Consider the following 18,858-nt stretch of genomic DNA (forward strand, 5'->3'; position numbering starts at 1 on the left):
CGAGTCACTGAGGGTCTGGCATGGGGACCTGGCCGGTTCGCAGGCGCCAACCGCGGAGATTGCAGCTTTGGGCGGTCCTGCCCAGCTTCTCTGCTGCTGCCGATGGGCTGTTGAGTTCCAGCAGGACCCGGTCTTCCCACTCTTCCCAGCGGCGTGCGGTATGGGCGGCCCGCATGCCAGAAGGGCGTAGCCAGGTGGCGATCGACTTGGCGGCTGCGTGCTTTCGGTCCAGGGACAGGCAACCTGGGTAGTAGAGGTGCGCTGACAGTTTTTGGGCGATCTCCATCATGTAGAGCACGTTGTAGATGTCGTCGCGAGCGTTGCGCTTGATGCTGCGCTCGGCGCCCGTGACCTCCTGTACGTAATGGCACAGGTAAGTGCCGATGGCCGTGCTGGCCGTGGTGAGGGAGACGGAGGGGAAGCCCTTGCTCGTGCGGCCCACCGATCCGTCTGCGTCGATGACGCCTCGCATGTAGTCGCGGCGCGAGAACTCGCCGTGTGGCGGGGCGATCGTCTTCGACTTACGACCGTATGGCAGGCCGAGGTCGTTGAGTTTCGTGCGGGCTTCAAGCGAGCACAGTGTCCAGATCGCAGAGTGAGCGGTCTCGGCGAAGTTCGTTGACCGCGTGCGCTCGGTGATGCTGCTGTTGTACGGCGTCAGTTTCTGGAACTTGCGCAGGAGATCGATGTCCCGCGCGCTGATCTCAACGGTCAGTCGCCCTCGTTGCCTCGACTGTTGGGCCAGGTGCCCGTCCGCCTGCAAGAACCCGAACATGTACGCGTACTCAGGGACTGTCAGGTCCATGAACCGGTGAGCGATAGGCTCGCAATCAGCCACAGGGAAGCTCCACTTCCGTGCTGGTCAGGCCCTCGGTCGGGATGGCAGTCCCGGTCGGGGGCCGTCGTGTTGATGTTGTGGCGGGAGCCTGGATCGACAGTTCGGACGCAGTGCGGGTGATCTAGACGATTCACTCTTTAGGGTGAATCTGGGGATGTGTGGTCGCCCGCAGTCGTCAAGGTGTCGGTCGCTCTGAGATCGCTGTGAATTCGAGGCCTATTTCTGTGAATTCCGGCCACCGGCCCACGTCAAATGCATGCTCAATTCGTGAAAGCATTGTTTGCGCGCGTTCCTCATTGCTGGCCTCGAAATTCGCTGTGATGCTGCCCGGGTGTTAAGCCCATCCCACCCGCAGCGTCTCGGAGGACAGCACATGATGGAGTCGTACCGGAATCAGAGTGAGATGAGTCGGCGGGCTGTCGTCGTCGCAGGGGCGGCGACCGCCCTCGCGGCGACCGTGGTCGGTGGGGCCGGTTCCGCGCAGGCCGCCACGAAGGCGGTGGGTGGGCTGAAGGTGGGGGTCGGGAAGGCCGTGTTCACGCCCGCCGCCTCGCTGTTGCCGCTGGACAACTTCACCGCCGTGCACGACGACCTCAACGTCCGGGTCCTGCTGGTGGAGTCCGGGTCCCGGCGTATCGCGCTGGCCGTGCTGGATCTGACCTCGATCAGCGCGGAGGCGATCGCGCTGATGCGGACCGCCATCACCGCGGCCAGTGGTGTCGCCGCCGCGGACATCATGGTCACCGTCACGCACTGCTTCTCCGCGCCGCATGTGCAGGCGAGTTCGTCCTCGGCGGGGGCGGCCGCGTATGTGCAGAACATCGTCGCCGCCACCAGGAGTGCGGTTGCCGATGCCGTCGAGAGTCTGCGGGACGCCCAAGTCGGCTACGGCAGTGGGAAGTCCGACGTCAACGTCAACCGGAACGTCCTCACCGCCGACGGCTACTGGCTCGGCGTGAACGAGCAACTGCCCTCCGACAAGGGCGTGTACGTCGCCCGCTTCAACGACCTCGACGGCAACCCGATCGCCGTCCTGACCAACTACAACGTGCAGTCCTGCGTGATGCAGGACTCGGTCATGGCCGACGGCACCCTGCCGATCAGCGCCGACCTCGCGGGGGCCGCCGTGGCGCACGTCGAGACGCAGTACCCCGGTGCCGTCGGCTTCTGGCTGGTCGGGGCGTGCGGGGACCAGTTCCCGGCCTACCGTTCGAAGCGGTACACGATCGACAAGGACAAGGGCTGGACCTACGGCGTCGATCTGCACGACGCCGGCTTCGCGCTGCTGACCGCGCAGGGCGAGCGGCTCGGGAACGAGATCGTGCGGGTGGCCGAGGGGATCGGCAAGTACGAGAGCGGCAAGAAGGTCGTGGTGCGGCTGGTCGTCGACGACATCACCACCACGCAGGTACAGGGACCGCAGGCCGGCGCGCCGACCAAGTCCGTCACCTTCACCCCGACCGGCACCGCCCAGGTGCCGATCTGGGTCTTCCAGGTCGGCAAGGGTGTCTTCGCCGGTGTGGAACCGGAGCTGTCCACCACGACCGCCACCGCGATCCGCGAGAATTCGTCGTTCTCCAGCACTTTCGTCATGTCGATGTTCGAGGGCGGCGCCAAGAACATGCCCGATGAATGGAACTTCGATCACGTCACCTATGAGGCGGTCGACGGTTTCTACATCCATGGCACCGCGGAGAAGGCGGCCACCCGCATCGGGCGCATTATCAAGTCCCTGAACTGAGGTGTGGAAAATGACGACAAGGCGCGCTTTTTTAGCGCGGGTCGTGGGTGCCGGGACGACGGCGGTCGTTGTCGCGTCGGGCCTCGCGGCCTGTGACTCCAGCAGCGACAGCAGTGGTGACAGTGCTGACAGTGGTGACGGTGGTGGCGGGCATGTGAAGGGTGCCACCGCCATCACGCAGGTGTACGGCGACGGGCAGAAGTTCATCGCCGTGGCCGTCGAGTACGACAGCGCGATCGACACGTCCACGCTCACGAAGGCGTCCTTCGCCGTCGAGGGGCGGACCGTCAGCAAGGTGTACGCCAACACCGGTGCGGCCCTCGCCGGCCAGGGCAAGGACGGGCCGTACGTCATCGTCGAGCTCTCCCCGGACGACGACGGAGCCTTGCTGTGGGGCGGTGTGGGCTCGGGCGGCGGGGCCGCGTCGGGGAGCGCTCAGCCATCGGCGTCGTCATCGCCCTCGGCGTCCGACTCCAGCAGTCCGTACGTCATCCCGGGCCCGCAGGTCGGCTCGACGGGCGGGCCGGCCACCATCAAGGCGGCGAAGGGCACCGTCGTCCAGGCCGGCACCGTCACGACCACCGGCGGCACCCGCTACGCCGCCGACGACGACACCAAGGTCGCCACCGGCCACACGGTGAACCTGATCGTCGACGACTTCCGGCAGTTCACGTACAAGGACCCGAAGACCGGCAGGTCACTGCCGTACAACCTCTACGTCCCGAAGGGCTACGACCGCGCCAAGTCCTATCCGCTGGTCCTCTTCATGCACGACGCGAGCCTGATCAGCACCACCGTGCGGGCGACGCTGGTGCAGGGGCTGGGCGCGGTGTGCTGGGCGGCTCCCGGGGAGCAGGCGGAGCGGCCCGCGTTCGTGCTGGCGCCGCAGTACCCGGAGGTGGTCGTCGGCGACGACTACAAGCCGACCTCGCTCTTCGACACCACCGTGGACCTGGTCCGGGAGCTGGCGGGCAAGTACAGCATCGACATGGACCGGCTGTACTCCACCGGGCAGTCCATGGGGGCGATGATGACCCTCGGCCTGAACATCAAGTACCCCGACCTCTTCGCCGCTTCGTGGGTCGTCGCCGGTCAGTGGCCCGCCGCCCAGGCCGCGCCGCTGGCGAAGAAGAACCTCTGGGTCACCGTCTCGCAGGGCGACACCAAGGCCTATCCCGGGGAGAACGCCATCATGGCCGTCGTCGAGAAGGCCGGCACGAAAGTCGGCCGGGCGGTCTGGGACGGCCAGTCCACGGCGGCGGAGTTCGCCGCGGACGTCAAGGCCATGACGGCCAAGGGCACCACGGTCAACTACTCGACGTTCAAGAAGGGTTCGACCCTGGCGGGAGGCCTGGCCAACGCGCACGGCGTCGAGCACAACTCCACCTGGCCGATCGCCTACACCGTCGAGGGCATCCGGGAGTGGATCTTCCAGCAGCGGAAATAGGCCTGCGCGGCCGGTGGTTCCGTCACTCGCCGAGGCGCTTCTCCAGGAGCGTCACCGCGTACGGGTTCCCCAACCCGCCGTCCTTCGCCCGCTGTTCGCCCACGACGGTGTAGCCCGCCGACTCGTAGTAGGCGCGCAGGCGTGGGTTGGAGGAGAGGCAGTCCAGGCGGGCGTACGGGCGGCCCGTCGCGGTGATGCGGGATTCCGCCTGCGCGAGCAGGTGGCGTCCCGTGCCCGGCGGTGCCGTGTGCGGGGTCGTCATCAGGCGGTGGATGTAACCGGCGTCGGGCGGGCGCGGGCCCCAGGCAGCCGGGTCGTCCCACCAGAGTTCGCAGGCGCCGGCCAGGGTCTCGTCGGCGTACGCCAGCCAGACCTCGCCCTCCCGCACGCGGCGGAGGAAGTGGGCCTCGTCCTTCTCGCCCGGCTTCCACTGGTCGATGCCCCGGGCCAGTTGCCACAGGGCCGCGCCGTCCCGGAGGCGGACGAGTGCGGCGGCGTCCGCCTCGGTGGCCTCGCGGTACGTCAACTCCGGCCAGGCGGTGGGCCGTTGCTCCAGCAGGTGGTCGCGCAGGGTGGTGGAGAGGGCCGTCGCGTCCAGGGACAGGGCCTTGGTCACATAGCCCTCGACCGAGCCGTAGCGACTGGTCAGGCCGGCCAGGAACAGGCGCATGACCGCTTCCGGAGCGTGGCCCCAGGCCGGCCAGACGGGAGAGCGTCCGCCGTTGCGGGTCTGCCAGGCCAGGAGGAGGGCGGGGGTGGCGAGTTCGGTGAGGGTGAAGTCCTCGATGATCGTCTCCTCGGCGACGCCGAGCAGGCCGAGGACCAGTGCCGCGAGCAGGCCGGTGCGGTCCTTGCCGGACGCGCAGTGGAAGACGAGGGGAGTGTTCCGCTCGGCTGCGGCCGCGACCAGTTCCAGCGCCCGGCCGATCTCCTCCGTGCCGTCCTCGGCGACCTCCGCGTACCGCTCCGCCAGGTACGGTCCCGGGTCGATGTCGGGGGTCAACACCGCCTGGTCGTAAGGGCGATGCTCGATGCTCAGGTTGTGGTACGTGAACGACGCGTGCTCGGGGACACGGCCCCTGCGCTCGATCTCCCAGGGGTGGCGGAGGTCGATCACCGTGCCGATGCCGAGGTCGAGGAAGCGGGTCCAGTCGTCCGTGTTCTCGCTGTTCTCGCTCAACCTGCCCAGGGAGTCGGCGCGGTAGAGGAGTCCCGGGCGGACTCGTCGTCCGTCCGGGGTCGGATATCCGCCCAGGTCACGGAAGTTGGAGAGGTCGTCGAAGGGGAGGTGTCTGTCCACGGACGGTGACTTTATGCGGTGGCCGGCCGGCGCTACTTGTTCGGTGCGTGCGTCACCGCGTAGATCATCACGAAGGCGACGATGTGGATGCCGAAGAGGAAGTAGCCGAGAAAATACCAGACTTTGCGTTCGTTTCTGGTCTCCTCGGCCAACCTGCGCTTGTCCAGGGCCTCTTGGGAGTTGTCCGGGTTGCCCTCTTGGTCGGGCATCACACCTCCCTGTGGACCTTCGTGTTCGAGGCCTGGGCGCGGGGCCGGACCACGAGGAGGTCGATGTTGACGTGGCTGGGGCGGGTGACCGCCCAGGTGATCGTGTCGGCCACGTCGTCGGCGGTGAGGGGCTCGGCGACGCCCGCGTAGACCTTCGCCGCCTTCTCCGCGTCGCCGCCGAAGCGGGTCAGCGCGAACTCGTCCGTCTTGACCATGCCGGGCGCGACCTCGATGACCCGGACCGGCGTGCCGACGATCTCCAGGCGCAGTGTCTCGGCGAGGACGTGGGCGCCGTGCTTGGCGGCGACATAGCCCGCGCCGCCCTCGTACGTGCCGTGGCCGGCCGTGGAGGAGACGACCACGACCGTGCCGTCGCCGCTGGCGGTGAGGGCGGGGAGCAGGGCCTGGGTGATGTTCAGGGTGCCGAGGACGTTCGTCTCGTACATCGTGCGCCAGTCGGCGGGGTCGCCGGTCGCTACCGGGTCGGCGCCGAGCGCGCCGCCCGCGTTGTTGATCAGCACGCCGATGGTCTTGAAGGCGGTCGCGAACTCGTCCACGGCGGCGCGGTCGGTGACGTCCAGGGCGTACGCCGTGGCCTGGCCGCCGTTCGCGTTGATCTCCTCGGCGAGCGCCTCGATGCGGTCCTTGCGGCGGGCGGTGAGGACGACGCGGTAACCGGCCGAGGCGAGCCGGCGGGCCGTGGCGGCGCCGATTCCACCGCTCGCCCCGGTGACGACCGCGATACGGGAGGCGGCGGACGGTGCGGCGGTGGCCATGGGGCTGCTCCTCGGGAGGGATCAACGGGTTCGTGCGTACGACTCCCTCCAGGATAGGGGGGCTCAGTTTCCGCGCGGCGCCCACATGATCACGGCCATCCCCGCCAGGCAGACCAGGGCGCCCGTGATGTCCCAGCGGTCGGGCCGGTAGCCGTCCGCGACCGCGCCCCAGGCCAGTGAACCGGCGACGAAGATCCCGCCGTAGGCCGCGAGGATGCGGCCGAAGTGGGCGTCGGGCTGGAAGGTGGCGACGAAGCCGTAGGCGCCGAGGGCCATGACCCCGCCGGCCGCCCACAGCCAGCCGCGGTGTTCGCGCACCCCCTGCCAGACCAGCCAGGCGCCGCCGATCTCGAAGACGGCGGCGACGACGAAGAGGGCTGCGGAGCGGAGGACGGGCATGGCCGCCATCACATCACGGGGGCTGTCACCTGATGGACGGCGCCTGTCGTGCGCTCCGCGTGGGATACATCCGTACGACCGCAGCGGCGGTGCACCGGGTGTACGGGCGGACAGAGGAGTGGATGGGACGTGGATGGCATGCGGGTAGTACGGGTGGTACGGGCCGGCGTGGTGGCGGGTGCCGCGCTCGCGGTGATGGGCGCGGCCCCCGGTGTGCCGGGTCCGGAGGCGGATCTCGCCTATCACGGCTCCGCCGTCATGACCGGGGGCCGCGTCGACGTCCGGCTGACCCCGCGCAACCACGGCCCGTCGGCGGTGCCCGACGCGACCGTACGGCTGCGCTGGTCGAAGCCGCTCGCGGACCGGCAGACGCTGCCGGAGGGGTGTGCGCGGTCGGGGGAGCGGGTGGTGGTGTGCCGCACGGGCGCGCTGGCCGCGGACGAGGCGGGCGAGCGGATCGAGCTGCGGGTGCACCTGCGGGACGTGTCCTCCGAGGTGCTGCTGGAGCTGGACACGGTGTGGGGCGGCGGCGCGGTGGACGGGAACCGGGCCAACGACCAGCAGCGGGTGCTCGTCCTGGACACCGGTGACACCTATTACTTCTGACGACACCTTCTCCTTCTGACGACACCCGCTCCCGGTGACAGCTACTTCTTCCGAGCCACGCCCGCAGTACCCCTGAGCCACGCTCCCGACCACGTCGTACGATCTCGATCTCCGTACGGCACAGGCGACGAGGGGTACGACATGTCCGGGAACGCGCGGGCGCGGCTGCTGGACGAGTTGTCCTCCGTGTCACGGCGGTACATGGCGTCGTACGCCCTGTTCAACCAGGCCGTCGCCGACCGGCTGGGGCTGCACCCGACCGATCTGCAGTGTCTGAACCTGCTCACGCTGGAGGCCGGGCCCGTGACCACGGGCCGGGTCGCCGAGCTGACCGGGCTGACGACCGGGTCGGCGACGCGGCTGGTGGACCGGCTGGAGCGGGCCGGGTACGTCGTCCGGGAGCGGGACGCGGAGGACCGGCGGCGGGTGCTGGTGGCGACCGTCCCGGAGAAGATCACCGAGTTCGGGCGCATGTGGAACCGACTGGGCGGCGGCTGGTTCGCCCTCTTCGACGACCTGGGGGACGCCGAACTCGCCGTGATCGTCGGGCACATGAGGCGGACGGTGGAGTTCAGCGGCCGGCAGATCGCGCGGTTGCGGGCGGGCGAGGTCTAGGACCTGTCCGGCGGATCCTGTCGCAGACGCGGGGTCTGGCACGCCCACCTGCGGCGTTGTCGTCGGTCGCCGACGGCTCCGCGTCGCCTCCCTCCTCCGCCTTGCAGTTGGACGCACCAGACCCCGCTCACCGGCGCCGATCAGGCACTGTCCCTTTCCTGCGACCCGATCCGCCGGACAGGTCCTGGCGCCGGGTGCCCGCTCCGGGGCGGGCGGTCAGTCCGCTCAACGGAACTCGGCGTGACACTCCGGTGCCGGCGCAGCACGCTGCTCACCGCGGTCCGGCGGGCGGGCGGAGCCGAGCGCCGCGCCCTCACCCAGGGCCGCCGCTTCGTGAGCGACACAAGGGGCGACGCACGGCGCCACAAGACGACACGACGAGTGCACGGGGGTGGACATGTCGGCCGTGAACGAAGACGAATCGCCGTTGTGTGTGGGCCGTGACCTGGAACTCCGTGTGCTGGAGGAGGCGTTGGACCAGGCGTGCCACGGGCGCGGCACGGCGGTCCTGCTGTCCGGCGAGGACGGTGCCGGGAAGTCCCGGCTGGCCCGGGAGGCCGCAGCTTCGGCGCGCGCTCGCGGGATGCGGGTCCTGGAGGGCCGGGCCACCTCGGTCGGCCCGGAGGTGCCGCTGCGGCCGCTGACCGAGGCGCTGGCCCGCCTGTTCCGCGACGGCGAAGGGCCCGACAGCGGGACCCTCGGGTCCTATCGGGGCGTCCTGGGCCGGCTCGTGCCCGAGTACGCGGCGCCCGGGCCCGCGGCGCAGCCCGTTTCCCCCGCGCTGCTGGCCGAGTCGGTGCTGCGGCTCGTCTCCGCCGCCGGGGCCGGCCGGGGCGGCCTGCTCGTCCTGGAGGACCTGCACGACGCCGACCTGGCCACGACGGCCGTCGTCGAATACCTGGCGGACAACATCTCCGAGCAGGGCTTCGTGCTGCTCGCCACCTTCCGTTCCGACTCCGGTGCCGCCTGGGACCTTGCGCTCGCCCTGGCGCGACGGCGCAGCGCGACCCTGCTGCGGCTGGGCCGGCTGAGCCGCGACGAGGTCGCGCACCTGGCCGCGTCCAGGCTGGGCGTCGGCGTGGGCGACGTACCGCGCGAGGTCCGGGAACGGCTGTACCGGGACAGCGGGGGCAACCCGTTCATCGCCGAGGAGGTGCTGCGGGCCATGGTCGACACCGGCGTGCTGGTGTCCGGTCCCGAGGGGTGCCGGCTGGTGGGGGACCTGCCGGTGACGGTTCCGGCCGCGGTCGGGCACGAGATCGCCCGGCGCGCTGCGGAGCTGGGGCCCGAGGGACTACGGCTGCTGTCGGCGGCGGCGGTCATCGGCGAACGGTTCCCGGTCTCGGTGCTGCGGCAGGCGCAGGACCTGTCCGAAAGCCTGGTGTTCAGCCGACTGCGGGCGGCCGTCACCGCGGGCCTGCTGACCGCGGACGGTCACTCGTCCGACTGGTACGCGTTCTGCGGACCGATGACCGCCCAGGCGCTGCTGACCCGGCTCACCCCGGCGGACCGGGCCGGGCTGGCGCGGCGGGCCGCGGAGGCGGTGGCCGAGCTGCATCCGGGGCTGCCGGGGCAGTGGTGCCGGTTCGCCGCCGCACTCACCTGTACGGCCGACGATCTGCCCGGCGGGGCACGGCTGTTGGCCGAGGAGGGCCGCCGGATGCTGGCCGCGGGACGGGCCGAGACGGCGGCCGATCTGCTGACGCGGGCCTGGGAACTGCTGCACGGCTGCGACGACATGAAGCTGCGCGCCGACGTCCTGGACGAGCTGCTGTCCGCGCTGGTGGAGACCGGGCGGACCGACCGCGCCCGTCAACTCACCTTTGCCCTCGACGAGTTGGGCGGACCGGGCGTGGACGCGGTCCGGGTGGCCGCGCTGCACACCCGGCTGGCCTGGATGTGCCAGGCCGACGGCCGCGAGGCGCACGGGCTGACCCATGTGGACGCCGCCCTCGCGGTGCTGGGACCGCAGGCCGAGGACCGGCACACCGCGCAGGTCGACGCCGTGGCCGCGCAGTTGGCGCTGGACGAGCCCGAGCGGGCCGAGCGGCTCGCCGTACGCGCGGTGCACAAGGCCGAGCGGGCGGGGCTGCCCGCGATCGCCGGGCGGGCCTGGCGGGTGCGCGGTCTGCTGGCCCAGCAGCGCGGTTCGCACGAGGCGGCCGCGTACTTCGCCCGGATGCAGTCCCTGGCCGACGCGCACGAACTGCCCCTGTGGCGGATGCACGCGAGACTGCACCTCGCCGGGCAGGAGTGGCTGGCGAGCGGCGAACGGACGGCGCTGACCCGGGTGCGCCGGCAGGCCCGGCACCTGGGCACCACGGCCGTCCGCACCACGGCGGATCTGCTGCTGGCGCTGGACCATGTGCTGCGCGGCGAGTACGCGGCGGCCGAGTACCTCATCGCGGTGTACACGGCCCGGGCCCGCCACCCCGGGCTCGCCGGTGGCGAAGCGGGGTGCCTCGCGGCGGTCCGGGCCGTCTGCGCCGCCCACCAGGGCAGGAGTACGGCACCGGAACAGCCGCCGGACGGGTCCGGGAACCGGGCGGCCTCACCCTGGGAACCGCTCACCCACGGCCTGGCCGGGGCGGTGTGCGCGCTGCTGGAGGAGGACCGGGACCGGGCCCGGGCGGACCTCGCGCGGGCGGCCGCCGAGGACACCGTACGGCCCGCGCCGTTTCCGCTCGCCGGACAGTACGGGCTGGCCCTGCTCCTGGAGGTGCTCGCCGGGGAGACCGACTGGGCGCGGTACCAGGAGGTCGACACCGCCGAGGCGAGCGGGCTGCGCTGGAACCGGCACTTCGTGCTGCTGGCCCGGGCCGTGCTGCTCGGACGCCAGGGGCGGGGCGAGGAGGCCGCCGGCGCGGTGGGGGAGGCCGGGGCGCTCGGGCAGCCGTATCCGATGGCCGTCCATCTGGGGCTGCGGCTGGTCGCCGAGGAGGCGCACGGCGCGGGCTGGGGCGATCCGGTCGGCTGGCTGCGCCGGGCCGAGGAGCACTTCCACCGGACGGGCGTGCCGGCGGTCGCCCACGCGTCGCGCGGGCTGCTGCGGCACATCGGCGTCGTGGTGCCGCACCGTACGGACGCCGACCGGGTGCCGCGGCAGTTGCGGCTGCTCGGGGTGACGCGGCGGGAGTACGAGGTGCTCCAACTGCTCGTGGACCGGCCCGACAACCGCAGCCTGGCCGCCCGGCTGTTCATCTCTCCGCGCACCGTCGAGAAGCATGTCGCGAGCCTGATGCTGAAGACCGGGCGGCCCAACCGGGCCGAGCTCAGCGCGTATGCGGCGGCGATGCGGGGCGCGGGGCGGTAGGCCGGGCGGCGGGGGAGGCCGCCAAGTCCTCGGCGCCTTCGGGGACTTCAGGTACCTGCGGGTACTACGGGTACTACGGGGTCCCCGGGTCCTCGGTGCCTTCGGTCTCTTCCGCGGACAGGGTCTTCTCCAGCCAGGCGACGACGGTCTCGGTCGCCTCGTCCGGGGGAGGCATGGCGATGCCGAGCGCGTTCTCCCGCTGCCACAGCTCGAAGACCACCCGCTCCTGCGGATCGACCACGGTGTGACCGTCGGCCCGCAGCGTCGCGACATGGCGGCGCACGGGGGCCTTGACCCACATGCTCCGGTTCATGTTCGGGAAGAAGAGCGCGGGCCGGTCGGCGGCCAGCAGCGCGGTCTGGGCCGGCGTGGCCGCGAGGCCGAGCGCGGCGGAGGCGAGCGTGTTCGCGGTGGCGGGCAGCACCACGATCCCCGCGGACCGCTTCGCGAACTCGGTGGGGTTGAGCGTCGGATCGTCGCTGGTGTAGGCCTCGTCGGCGTACCACGCGACCACCTGCGGCTGGACGAACCGCGCGGCGCTGTGGGTCAGCAGCACGCGCAGACCGAGGTCGATCTCCTGGCGGAACCAGGTCAGGTAGGCCGGGAGCTGATTCGCCGCGCTGGAGCCGCAGACGATGACTGAAAGGGTGTCGTCTCGCATGCGCCCACCCTGCCCGGCGCCGCTCCCCGCCGTATGGGGGCGGCGCCCCCATTTTCGCGGGTGCGGGCGCCCCGGAAACACGGGTGCCGTTCCCCCATGTCCCCGCGCCGCCCCGCTGACAGTGTCGTCGCCGGACGCCTCCTCACCGGGTGGCACCGCTGAACAACCCGAACCACACAGGGAGGTGAAACAGATGAAGAAGATCACCGTTCGCAAGACCGGCTCTATCAAGCTCACGTCGTCCGCCGCGCTCTACAGCCCCGAGGGCTGCTGACGCCTGCGGTCCGTACCCGTACCCGTACCCGTCGTGCACCGGCGGCGGTACGGGTACGGACCCGCACCGTGACATCGACATCCCTGCGGACCGGCGAGGAGGCCCGGGACACCATGTCGGCCATCGAATTCCACCCCCTGACGTTCGTCGACGAGGCCGACGGTGTCGTGGTGGGCCGCTCGGACACCCAGTCCTACGCCGTACTGCCCGACGACGGTGCGGCGCTGCTGCGCCGGCTCGCCGACGGTATGGCGCGCGACGACGCCGCGCGGTGGTACCTCACCGAGTTCGGCGAGTCCGTCGACATCGGCGACTTCATCGAGACCCTGCGCGAACTGGGCTTCGTCAAGGAGGAGACCGAGAAGGGCGGGGAGGAGCCCGAGCCGGAGAAGAGCCCCCGGCCGCTGCGGTTCCAGCGCCTGGGCGTGTGGGCGTTCTCACCACCGGCCTGGGCCGCGTACACGGCCCTGGTGACCGCGTGCGTCACCCTGCTGGCGACGGAGCCCCGACTGCGCCCGCACACCGCCAACGTGTTCTTCAGCCCCTCCCTCGTGCTGGTGCAGTTGTCCCTGGCGGCGGCACAGGTGCCCGCCGTGAGCTGGCACGAGTTCTTCCACGTGCTGGCCGGGCGCAGGCTGGGCCTGCCGACCAGGCTGACGATGAGCCGCCGGCTGATCTACCTGGTGGTGGAGACCCATCTGGACGCGCTCTACGGCGTCCCCCGCAGGAAGCGGTATCTGCCCTTCCTCGCGGGGATGCTCGCCGACGTGCTGCTGTTCAGCGCGCTGACCGTGGTGGCGGCGGTCGGTCCGTCCTGGGCGGGCGGAATCGCGCTGGCCGTGGCTTACACGATCGTGCTGCGGCTGGTCTGGCAGTTCTATCTCTTCCTGCGCACGGACCTGTACTACGTCGTCACGACCCTGCTCGGCTGCACGGCCCTGCACGAGGCGACCTCCGCGTACGTGCGCGGCAGGTTGAGCCGACTGCCGGGAGTACGGTCGCCCGACGCGATCGACGACTCGGCGTGGTCACCGCGGGACCGGCTCATGGCGCCGTGGTTCGCGCTGCTGACGATCTGCGGCGGGGGCTTCCTGCTGGCGACCGCCGCGCTGGCCGTCGTACCCCTGCTGTGGGGCTTCGCCACCCGGCTCGGACCGCAACTGGCGCACGGCACGGCGGGCGGTGCCGGGTTCTGGGACTCGATCGTGTCGCTCGTCCTCTTCTTCGGCGACTTCGCCCTGCTGCTCGTGGTCTCCCGCCGCGAGGCGGCCCGCAACCGAAAGCTCCCCCGATGAACGCGCTGAACACTCTCAACGCCGTGAACCCGGCGTAATACGACATGACTTGACGTAAGGAGACTCCATGAACACCCGCCTGTGGCACAGCGGCCCCGAGGCATCCGCTCCGGAGCCGGCCGACGTGTCCGTCAGTTGCCACAGGCGGCTGCGCGGTCCCTACACCGGAGCCGGCTCCCTGATGAGGGCGCTGGTGCCGTCGGTGTACGACCGGCGGCCGGACCTGGTGGACCGGCACGCCATAGAGATCCTCTCGGTGGCACCGGAGTTGCAGGACCGCATCGGCGCCGGCCCCCAGACCCTCACCTCCTTGGCGATACCGGAGGAGCAGACCCGTATCTACGCGGCGGTGCGCACGCGCCGGCTCGCCCACGGCCTGGTCGAACTCCTCGTCGCCTACGCGCGGTTGAGCACTCCCGGCGTACTGCGGCTGGCGTTCACCGACGCCGACGAGGCCGACCACACCGACCAGGAGTTCCTGGCGATTCTGCTGCGGCGCACCCAGGGCACCCCCGTCGCGGTCGCCGTGGGCAGCCGCGGCGGGGAACTCACCGACGAACTCGCCGCCGCACTCGACCGGTACGCCCGCCCCGTCGAGGTACCCGCCCCCGGTCCCCGCCCCGCACGCGACCAGGACCGGCTGCTGCACGACTACATCGACGCCGACGGCGCCTCCGACGACCCGGACGAACTGGCCGCCTACCGGGCCGCAGACCCGGACACCCGCGCCCGACTGCACGACGAACGGGCCGAGCGGCTACGGCGCGACGGTGACCGGAGCCTGCGGCTGGGCGCGATCCCGTACCACCTCGAACACGGCGGCGACCCGGCCGCGGCGGCCGGCGACGCCCTCTACGAAGCGGTCTACCACTGCGCCGGGATGGGTTTCTGGCACGCGATCCTCGACTACGCCCCCCGGGCGCGGACCCTGGTCGGGCCCGGACGGGCGGAGTTGTACGCGCACGTCACCGGGAAGATGTCCTCGGCGCTGGCCTTCCTCGGACGCACCGCGGAGGCCGAACGCTGCTATCTGGAGGTACGCGGCCGGTACACCCTTCCGCTGACCCAGATATTCACCGGCTACGCGCTGTCCATGCTCTACACCCGGCTGCATCCGCCGGAGCGGCGGGACCACGCGGTGGCGAAGGCGTACGTCAACAACTCGGTCACCCTGGCCACCCTGCTGCCCGATCCCGAACTGCGCACCTTCCACACGGTGTTCCAGCTCAACGGGCTCGCCCTGGTCGAGATGCACATGGGCAACCTGGAGGAGTCGTTCCGTCTGGTGGACGATGGGCTGCGCCGGATGGAGCGTGAACTCCCGGCCGACCGGCACCGGTTGCACCGCTCGGCGCTGCTCCACAACCGGGCCAGGGTCCACGGGGCGCTGGGCCGGCCCACCGAGGCCCTGGCCGACTTCACCGCGGTCATCGCGCTCGACCCGAACTACCCCGACTACTACTTCGACCGCGCCGACGTCCTGCAGAAACTGGGCGACGACGCCGCCGCGCTGGCCGACTACGGCACGGCGATCACGCTCGGTCCGCCGTTCTGGGAACTGCACTACAACCGGGCCGACTTGCGGGCCAGGTCGGGCGACACGGAGGGCGCGATCGCCGACCTCGCCCGCGTCGTCGAACTCGAACCCGACCAGCTCGACGCCCGCGTCAACCTCATCGGACTGCTCCTGGAGAACGACGCCGTGGAGGCGGCACTCCCGGTCCTGGAGGAGGGGCTGCGGCTCGACCCCGGCGACGCGCGGCTGCTCCAGCTCCGGGGGCAGCTCGCCTGGGAGGCCGGCCGGCGGGATGCCGCCCGCCGCGACTTCGACCTCGCGCTCGACGCCGACCCCGGGTGCGTGCCGGCGCTGGCGGGCCGCGCCACGCTCCTGTTCGAGGACGGCGAGCCCGTCGCCGCGTTGCGCGACCTGACCCGCGCGATCGAGGTCAGCCCCGACGACCCCGACCTGCGCCACAACCGCGCCCACGTCCACCAGGCGACCGGAGACTGGAAGGCCGCCGCCGACGACTACACCCACGCCCTCACCCTCCCGGGCGCCGACCTGCCCGAACTCCTCCGACAGCGCGCCCGCTGCCACCGGCAACTCGGCAACCCCACAGCAGCGGAAACCGACCTGAACGACGCCCGAGCGGCCTCCGGCCCGGCTGTAGCGGTGGGTGCGGCATGACGTTCCACCCGATGCCCAGGGGCGGGGTGGTGGGGGAGGTCTCGCGGGACGGGCTGGCGGAGCCGATCTCCGGGGACGGGCTGGCGGAGTCCACGATCGTGTCGGACCGTTTCCATCGGTTCATGCGTACCTGGGCCACCGGGATCACCGTGGTGACCACTCGGCGGGCGGAGCGGCTGTTCGGCTGTACGGTCACCGCGTTCGCCTCGGTGTCTCTGCGGCCCGCCCTTCTGCTGGTCTCGCTGGGGCGTGGCAGCCGTACCCTCGCCGCGGTCCAGGAGCAGGGCGTGTTCGCCGTCAACGTTCTTTCCGAGGATGCGGCCGCGCTGGCCGACCGCTTCGCGACCATGCCCGGCGACCGGTTCGCGACGGTGCCCCATCGTCTCGTCGAGGGTGTCCCCGTACTGGAGGAGGCGATGGCCACGGCGGTGTGCCGGGTGCACAGTGCCGTGCCGGTCGCCGACCACATGCTGGTCCTGGGGCACCCCGTCGAGTACGGCGACTTCCGTGAGAGCCGGCCCCTGCTCCGCTTCGACGGCCGTACGACGACGGCAAGGTCCCTGAGCAGCCCCTAGGGGGAGCCTCCACCTGCGTCTCCACCCGGATTTCCACCCGTGGGTCCGGGAGCTTCTCCGGCATCGGCGGGAGAGTCGGTCTCAGGAAAACGCGCGGCGGGCACACCGCCGGAGACCGAGGAGTGCGACGTCATGACGGACATGGAGCAGGCGCTGACGATCAGCGGGGGCATCTTCGCGGTGATGATGCTGACGCAGTACGGGCGCCGGAAGTACGACCTGCACAAGGTGCTGATGCCGATCGGCACGGTGTCGGCGGTCGGCTACTTCTATCTGAAGGGGATGCCCACCCAGCACGTCGACATCGTGGTCTATCTGGTGGGCGCCGCGATCGGCCTGGCCTGCGGTGTCGTCGCCACGTTCACGACCGGCGTGGAGCGCGACCCGGCCTCGGGCCAGGTCCACACCCGGTGCGGCGTGGGGTTCGTGGCGATCTGGACGGCGGTGGTCGCTCTGCGCGTCGCGTTCATCTACCTCGCCGAGCACAACACCGGGTTCCGCGACCACCTCGGCACGTTCATGACGGAGCACCAGATAGTGCAGGACGCCATCGCACCGTTCTTCGTCATCATGGCGCTGGCCATGGTCCTCACCCGGGTGTTCCTGCTGCTGGCCCGCGTGCGTCTCCTGCCGGTCGCCGGTGCCCGCGGCGAGGCCCTCACCCAGGGGTCTTCACCAGTCCGTGGATGAACGCGTATTTCACGGCATGCGCCCGGTCCCGCAGATGCGCCTTGGCGAAGAGGTTGTTGATATGAGTCTTCACCGTGGCCTCGCTGACCACCAGCCGCTCGGCGATCCCCCGGTTGGTGAGCCCCTCGCCGATCAGCGTGAGGACCTCGACCTCCCGGGGCGTGAGATCCGGTGCGAGTCCCGAGCCCGAGCGCTCGACGGGAGCACCGCCCCGCGCGGCCGCGGCGACGAGCCGGTCCCGTACGGCGGGGTCGAGCACGGACTGCCCGGCCGCCGCGACCCGCACCGCCCGGGTGATGTCCTGCCGGCCGGACTCCTTGGTGAGGTAGCCGCGGGCACCGGCGCCGAGCGCGGCGAGGATGTACTCCTCGTCGGCGAAGGTGGTCAGCACGACCACGGCGACCTGTGGGAAGCGCTCGGTGAGCAGCCGGGTGGCCTCCACCCCGTCCATCCGCGGCATGTTGAGATCCATCAGGATCACGTCGGGGGAGTGCTCCTCCGCGGCCCGCACGGCCTCCCCGCCGTCCTTCGCCGTCGCCACGACCTCCACGCCGGGCTGCAGGTCCAGTACGGTCGCCAGCGCCTCACGGACCGCGGTCTGGTCATCGGCGACGACCACCCGTACGACGGCCTGCGGCTCGCCCTGCCCCTGTCCCTGCCCCTGTCGCTCGTCGCTCATCCCGGGATCACCACGCGCACGCGCCAGCCTCCAGTGTCGTCGCCGTCCACGATCGGCCCGGCCGTGACCGTGCCGCCCACCAGGTCGAGGCGCTCGCGCATCCCGACAAGACCCATCCCGCTCCCGGCACCGGCCAGCGGCCGCGAGCCTTCCGGCGGCGCGGAGTTGACCACCTCGAAGACGGTCTCCTCCGGCTGTCCCTCCTGGTGCGCCGGGTACTCCAGCCGCATGCGGACCGGTGCGCCGGGCGCGTACTTGTGCGCGTTGGTCAGCGCCTCCTGGGCGCAGCGCACGATCACCTGGGCGAGGCGGACGGGCAGTTCAAGCGGTGGCCCGTCGACGGTCAGCGTACCGGCGTCGGAGGCGGAGGCGAGCAGCGACCGCAGCGTCTCCACCAGCGGCAGCGCGTCCTCACGCAGGTCGCCCACCGTGCGCTGCACCTCGGTCAGCCCCGACCGCACCAGGCTCTGCGCCCGCTGGGCCGCCTGCCGGGCCCGTTCGACGTCACCGGACTCCAACAGGGCGTCGGTGACCTCCAGTTGCATGTTCACCCCGGCCAGCGAGTGGGCCAGTACGTCGTGCACGTCCCGGGCGATGCGGGCCCGCTCGGCGAGCGACTCGGCCCGCGCCTCGGCCCGTGCGGCCAGCTCGGCCTGCTCGGCGGCGGCCCGTGCGGAGCGCAACGCGTCGGTGTGGGCGCGGTTGGAGATACCGACCAGCACGCTGACACCGGTGAAGGCGCCCACGATCCACGAGGCGCCGTGGGCGCTCCAGGGCAACAGCAGCACACCGGCGCACAGGGCGCTGGTGACCGCCGCGAAGGGCAGCGAGCGGCGGCTGTCGAGGCGGTATCCGGCGTGGCCGGTGGCGAAGTACGCGAACAGGGCGGCGGCCCCGGAGCGGTCCAGCCCCATCAGGGCCACCGCCCCGGCCGACCAGGCACACAGCACCGCGAGCTGCACGCGGGGTGAGAAGCGGCCCTCGGGGACGAGCCGGGTGCACAGCAGCAGCGACACCAGGACGAGCAGACACAGCACCGCGAGCCCGGTACCGGACATCCCGATCGGGCGCACGGTGATCGCGCCGACGGTGACGGCGGCCGCGGTGCCGAAGACCTGGATGGGGTTGTTGTCCGCCGTGGACCAGCGGACCAGGGCCTGAGTTCGGTTCATCAGGTCTCACTCCCCGCTGTCGTCCGGCCGCTGCGAAAGCTATCAGCGTGCCGATGGACCCGTGGGCGGCGGTCGGTGAC

17 protein-coding genes are annotated in these 18,858 nt (G+C 71.3%); 9 read left to right on the forward strand and 8 right to left on the reverse strand.

Features of this window, described 5'->3' with window-relative positions; all coding sequences use genetic code 11:
- Window positions 1-4 precede the first annotated feature (4 nt).
- A complete protein-coding gene (locus OG223_RS30490; RefSeq protein WP_329255479.1) occupies window positions 5-805 on the reverse strand; it encodes a hypothetical protein in 801 nt (266 codons plus the stop codon).
- Between the two features lie 436 nt (window positions 806-1,241).
- Between OG223_RS30490 and OG223_RS30495 the strand changes: the two genes are divergently transcribed.
- Both OG223_RS30495 and OG223_RS30500 read left to right on the forward strand, forming a co-directional pair.
- The gene (locus OG223_RS30495; protein WP_329255481.1) at window positions 1,242-2,579 is read left to right on the forward strand and encodes a hypothetical protein; all 1,338 of its coding nucleotides are present in this window, start codon (window positions 1,242-1,244) and stop codon (window positions 2,577-2,579) included.
- Window positions 2,580-2,589: 10 nt separating this feature from the next.
- Window positions 2,590-4,026, forward strand: coding sequence for a hypothetical protein (locus OG223_RS30500; RefSeq protein WP_329255483.1), 1,437 nt, complete (start codon window positions 2,590-2,592; stop codon window positions 4,024-4,026).
- A gap of 22 nt (window positions 4,027-4,048) precedes the next feature.
- Here OG223_RS30500 and OG223_RS30505 read toward each other — a convergent pair whose 3' ends face one another.
- From OG223_RS30505 to OG223_RS30520, 4 genes are all read right to left on the reverse strand, one after another.
- Complete coding sequence (locus OG223_RS30505) at window positions 4,049-5,326, reverse strand: GNAT family N-acetyltransferase (RefSeq protein WP_329255486.1); 1,278 nt, start codon at window positions 5,324-5,326, stop codon at window positions 4,049-4,051.
- Window positions 5,327-5,358: 32 nt separating this feature from the next.
- Window positions 5,359-5,535 carry a hypothetical protein gene (locus tag OG223_RS30510; RefSeq protein WP_329255489.1) on the reverse strand — a complete coding sequence of 59 codons (177 nt, stop codon included), beginning with the start codon at window positions 5,533-5,535 and terminating at the stop codon, window positions 5,359-5,361.
- Window positions 5,535-6,311: an SDR family NAD(P)-dependent oxidoreductase gene (locus OG223_RS30515; protein ID WP_329255492.1), complete on the reverse strand. Its 777-nt coding sequence runs from the start codon at window positions 6,309-6,311 to the stop codon at window positions 5,535-5,537. The genes OG223_RS30510 and OG223_RS30515 overlap by 1 nt, the downstream gene beginning before the upstream one ends.
- Window positions 6,312-6,374: 63 nt before the next feature.
- The gene (locus OG223_RS30520; RefSeq protein ID WP_329255494.1) at window positions 6,375-6,710 is read right to left on the reverse strand and encodes a YnfA family protein; all 336 of its coding nucleotides are present in this window, start codon (window positions 6,708-6,710) and stop codon (window positions 6,375-6,377) included.
- Between the two features lie 138 nt (window positions 6,711-6,848).
- Between OG223_RS30520 and OG223_RS30525 the strand changes: the two genes are divergently transcribed.
- From OG223_RS30525 to OG223_RS30535, 3 genes are all read left to right on the forward strand, one after another.
- On the forward strand, window positions 6,849-7,316 hold the full coding sequence (locus OG223_RS30525) for a hypothetical protein (protein WP_329265561.1): 468 nt from the start codon (window positions 6,849-6,851) through the stop codon (window positions 7,314-7,316).
- Between the two features lie 141 nt (window positions 7,317-7,457).
- Entirely contained in the window at window positions 7,458-7,931 is a 474-nt protein-coding gene (locus OG223_RS30530) for a MarR family winged helix-turn-helix transcriptional regulator (protein ID WP_329255496.1), read from the forward strand.
- A 406-nt stretch (window positions 7,932-8,337) separates the two neighbouring features.
- Window positions 8,338-11,244 (forward strand): helix-turn-helix transcriptional regulator, encoded by a 2,907-nt coding sequence (locus OG223_RS30535; RefSeq protein WP_329255499.1) that lies wholly within the window; start codon window positions 8,338-8,340, stop codon window positions 11,242-11,244.
- A 73-nt stretch (window positions 11,245-11,317) separates the two neighbouring features.
- Here the strand turns inward: OG223_RS30535 and OG223_RS30540 are convergent, their stop codons facing one another.
- Window positions 11,318-11,905, reverse strand: a complete 588-nt coding sequence (locus OG223_RS30540; RefSeq protein WP_329255501.1) for a flavoprotein — start codon at window positions 11,903-11,905, stop codon at window positions 11,318-11,320.
- Between the two features lie 342 nt (window positions 11,906-12,247).
- Between OG223_RS30540 and OG223_RS30545 the strand changes: the two genes are divergently transcribed.
- From OG223_RS30545 to OG223_RS30560, 4 genes are all read left to right on the forward strand, one after another.
- Window positions 12,248-13,474 (forward strand): hypothetical protein, encoded by a 1,227-nt coding sequence (locus OG223_RS30545; protein WP_329255504.1) that lies wholly within the window; start codon window positions 12,248-12,250, stop codon window positions 13,472-13,474.
- Between the two features lie 67 nt (window positions 13,475-13,541).
- Window positions 13,542-15,662 carry a tetratricopeptide repeat protein gene (locus tag OG223_RS30550; RefSeq protein WP_329255506.1) on the forward strand — a complete coding sequence of 707 codons (2,121 nt, stop codon included), beginning with the start codon at window positions 13,542-13,544 and terminating at the stop codon, window positions 15,660-15,662.
- A complete protein-coding gene (locus OG223_RS30555) occupies window positions 15,659-16,237 on the forward strand; it encodes a flavin reductase family protein (RefSeq protein ID WP_329255509.1) in 579 nt (192 codons plus the stop codon). Before OG223_RS30550 ends, OG223_RS30555 begins: the two co-directional genes overlap by 4 nt.
- 132 nt (window positions 16,238-16,369) lie before the next feature.
- Complete coding sequence (locus OG223_RS30560; RefSeq protein ID WP_329255512.1) at window positions 16,370-16,927, forward strand: hypothetical protein; 558 nt, start codon at window positions 16,370-16,372, stop codon at window positions 16,925-16,927.
- Here OG223_RS30560 and OG223_RS30565 read toward each other — a convergent pair.
- The gene (locus tag OG223_RS30565) at window positions 16,896-17,606 is read right to left on the reverse strand and encodes a response regulator transcription factor (protein ID WP_329255514.1); all 711 of its coding nucleotides are present in this window, start codon (window positions 17,604-17,606) and stop codon (window positions 16,896-16,898) included. The genes OG223_RS30560 and OG223_RS30565 overlap by 32 nt on opposite strands.
- A complete protein-coding gene (locus OG223_RS30570) occupies window positions 17,603-18,778 on the reverse strand; it encodes a sensor histidine kinase (RefSeq protein ID WP_329255517.1) in 1,176 nt (391 codons plus the stop codon). Before OG223_RS30570 ends, OG223_RS30565 begins: the two co-directional genes overlap by 4 nt.
- Window positions 18,779-18,858: the final 80 nt, after the last annotated feature.

Source organism: Streptomyces sp. NBC_01478 (assembly GCF_036227225.1).
GTDB lineage: Bacteria > Actinomycetota > Actinomycetes > Streptomycetales > Streptomycetaceae > Streptomyces.

Coding starts and splice junctions, on each gene's coding strand:
- OG223_RS30490 (WP_329255479.1), bottom strand. CDS start 805: ATGGACCTGACAGTCCCTGAGTACGCGTACATGTTCGGGTTCTTGCAG.
- OG223_RS30495 (WP_329255481.1), top strand. CDS start 1,242: ATGAGTCGGCGGGCTGTCGTCGTCGCAGGGGCGGCGACCGCCCTCGCG.
- OG223_RS30500 (WP_329255483.1), top strand. CDS start 2,590: ATGACGACAAGGCGCGCTTTTTTAGCGCGGGTCGTGGGTGCCGGGACG.
- OG223_RS30510 (WP_329255489.1), bottom strand. CDS start 5,535: ATGCCCGACCAAGAGGGCAACCCGGACAACTCCCAAGAGGCCCTGGAC.
- OG223_RS30515 (WP_329255492.1), bottom strand. CDS start 6,311: ATGGCCACCGCCGCACCGTCCGCCGCCTCCCGTATCGCGGTCGTCACC.
- OG223_RS30520 (WP_329255494.1), bottom strand. CDS start 6,710: ATGCCCGTCCTCCGCTCCGCAGCCCTCTTCGTCGTCGCCGCCGTCTTC.
- OG223_RS30525 (WP_329265561.1), top strand. CDS start 6,849: ATGCGGGTAGTACGGGTGGTACGGGCCGGCGTGGTGGCGGGTGCCGCG.
- OG223_RS30530 (WP_329255496.1), top strand. CDS start 7,458: ATGTCCGGGAACGCGCGGGCGCGGCTGCTGGACGAGTTGTCCTCCGTG.
- OG223_RS30540 (WP_329255501.1), bottom strand. CDS start 11,905: ATGCGAGACGACACCCTTTCAGTCATCGTCTGCGGCTCCAGCGCGGCG.
- OG223_RS30550 (WP_329255506.1), top strand. CDS start 13,542: ATGAACACCCGCCTGTGGCACAGCGGCCCCGAGGCATCCGCTCCGGAG.
- OG223_RS30555 (WP_329255509.1), top strand. CDS start 15,659: ATGACGTTCCACCCGATGCCCAGGGGCGGGGTGGTGGGGGAGGTCTCG.
- OG223_RS30560 (WP_329255512.1), top strand. CDS start 16,370: ATGACGGACATGGAGCAGGCGCTGACGATCAGCGGGGGCATCTTCGCG.
- OG223_RS30565 (WP_329255514.1), bottom strand. CDS start 17,606: ATGAGCGACGAGCGACAGGGGCAGGGACAGGGGCAGGGCGAGCCGCAG.
- OG223_RS30570 (WP_329255517.1), bottom strand. CDS start 18,778: ATGAACCGAACTCAGGCCCTGGTCCGCTGGTCCACGGCGGACAACAAC.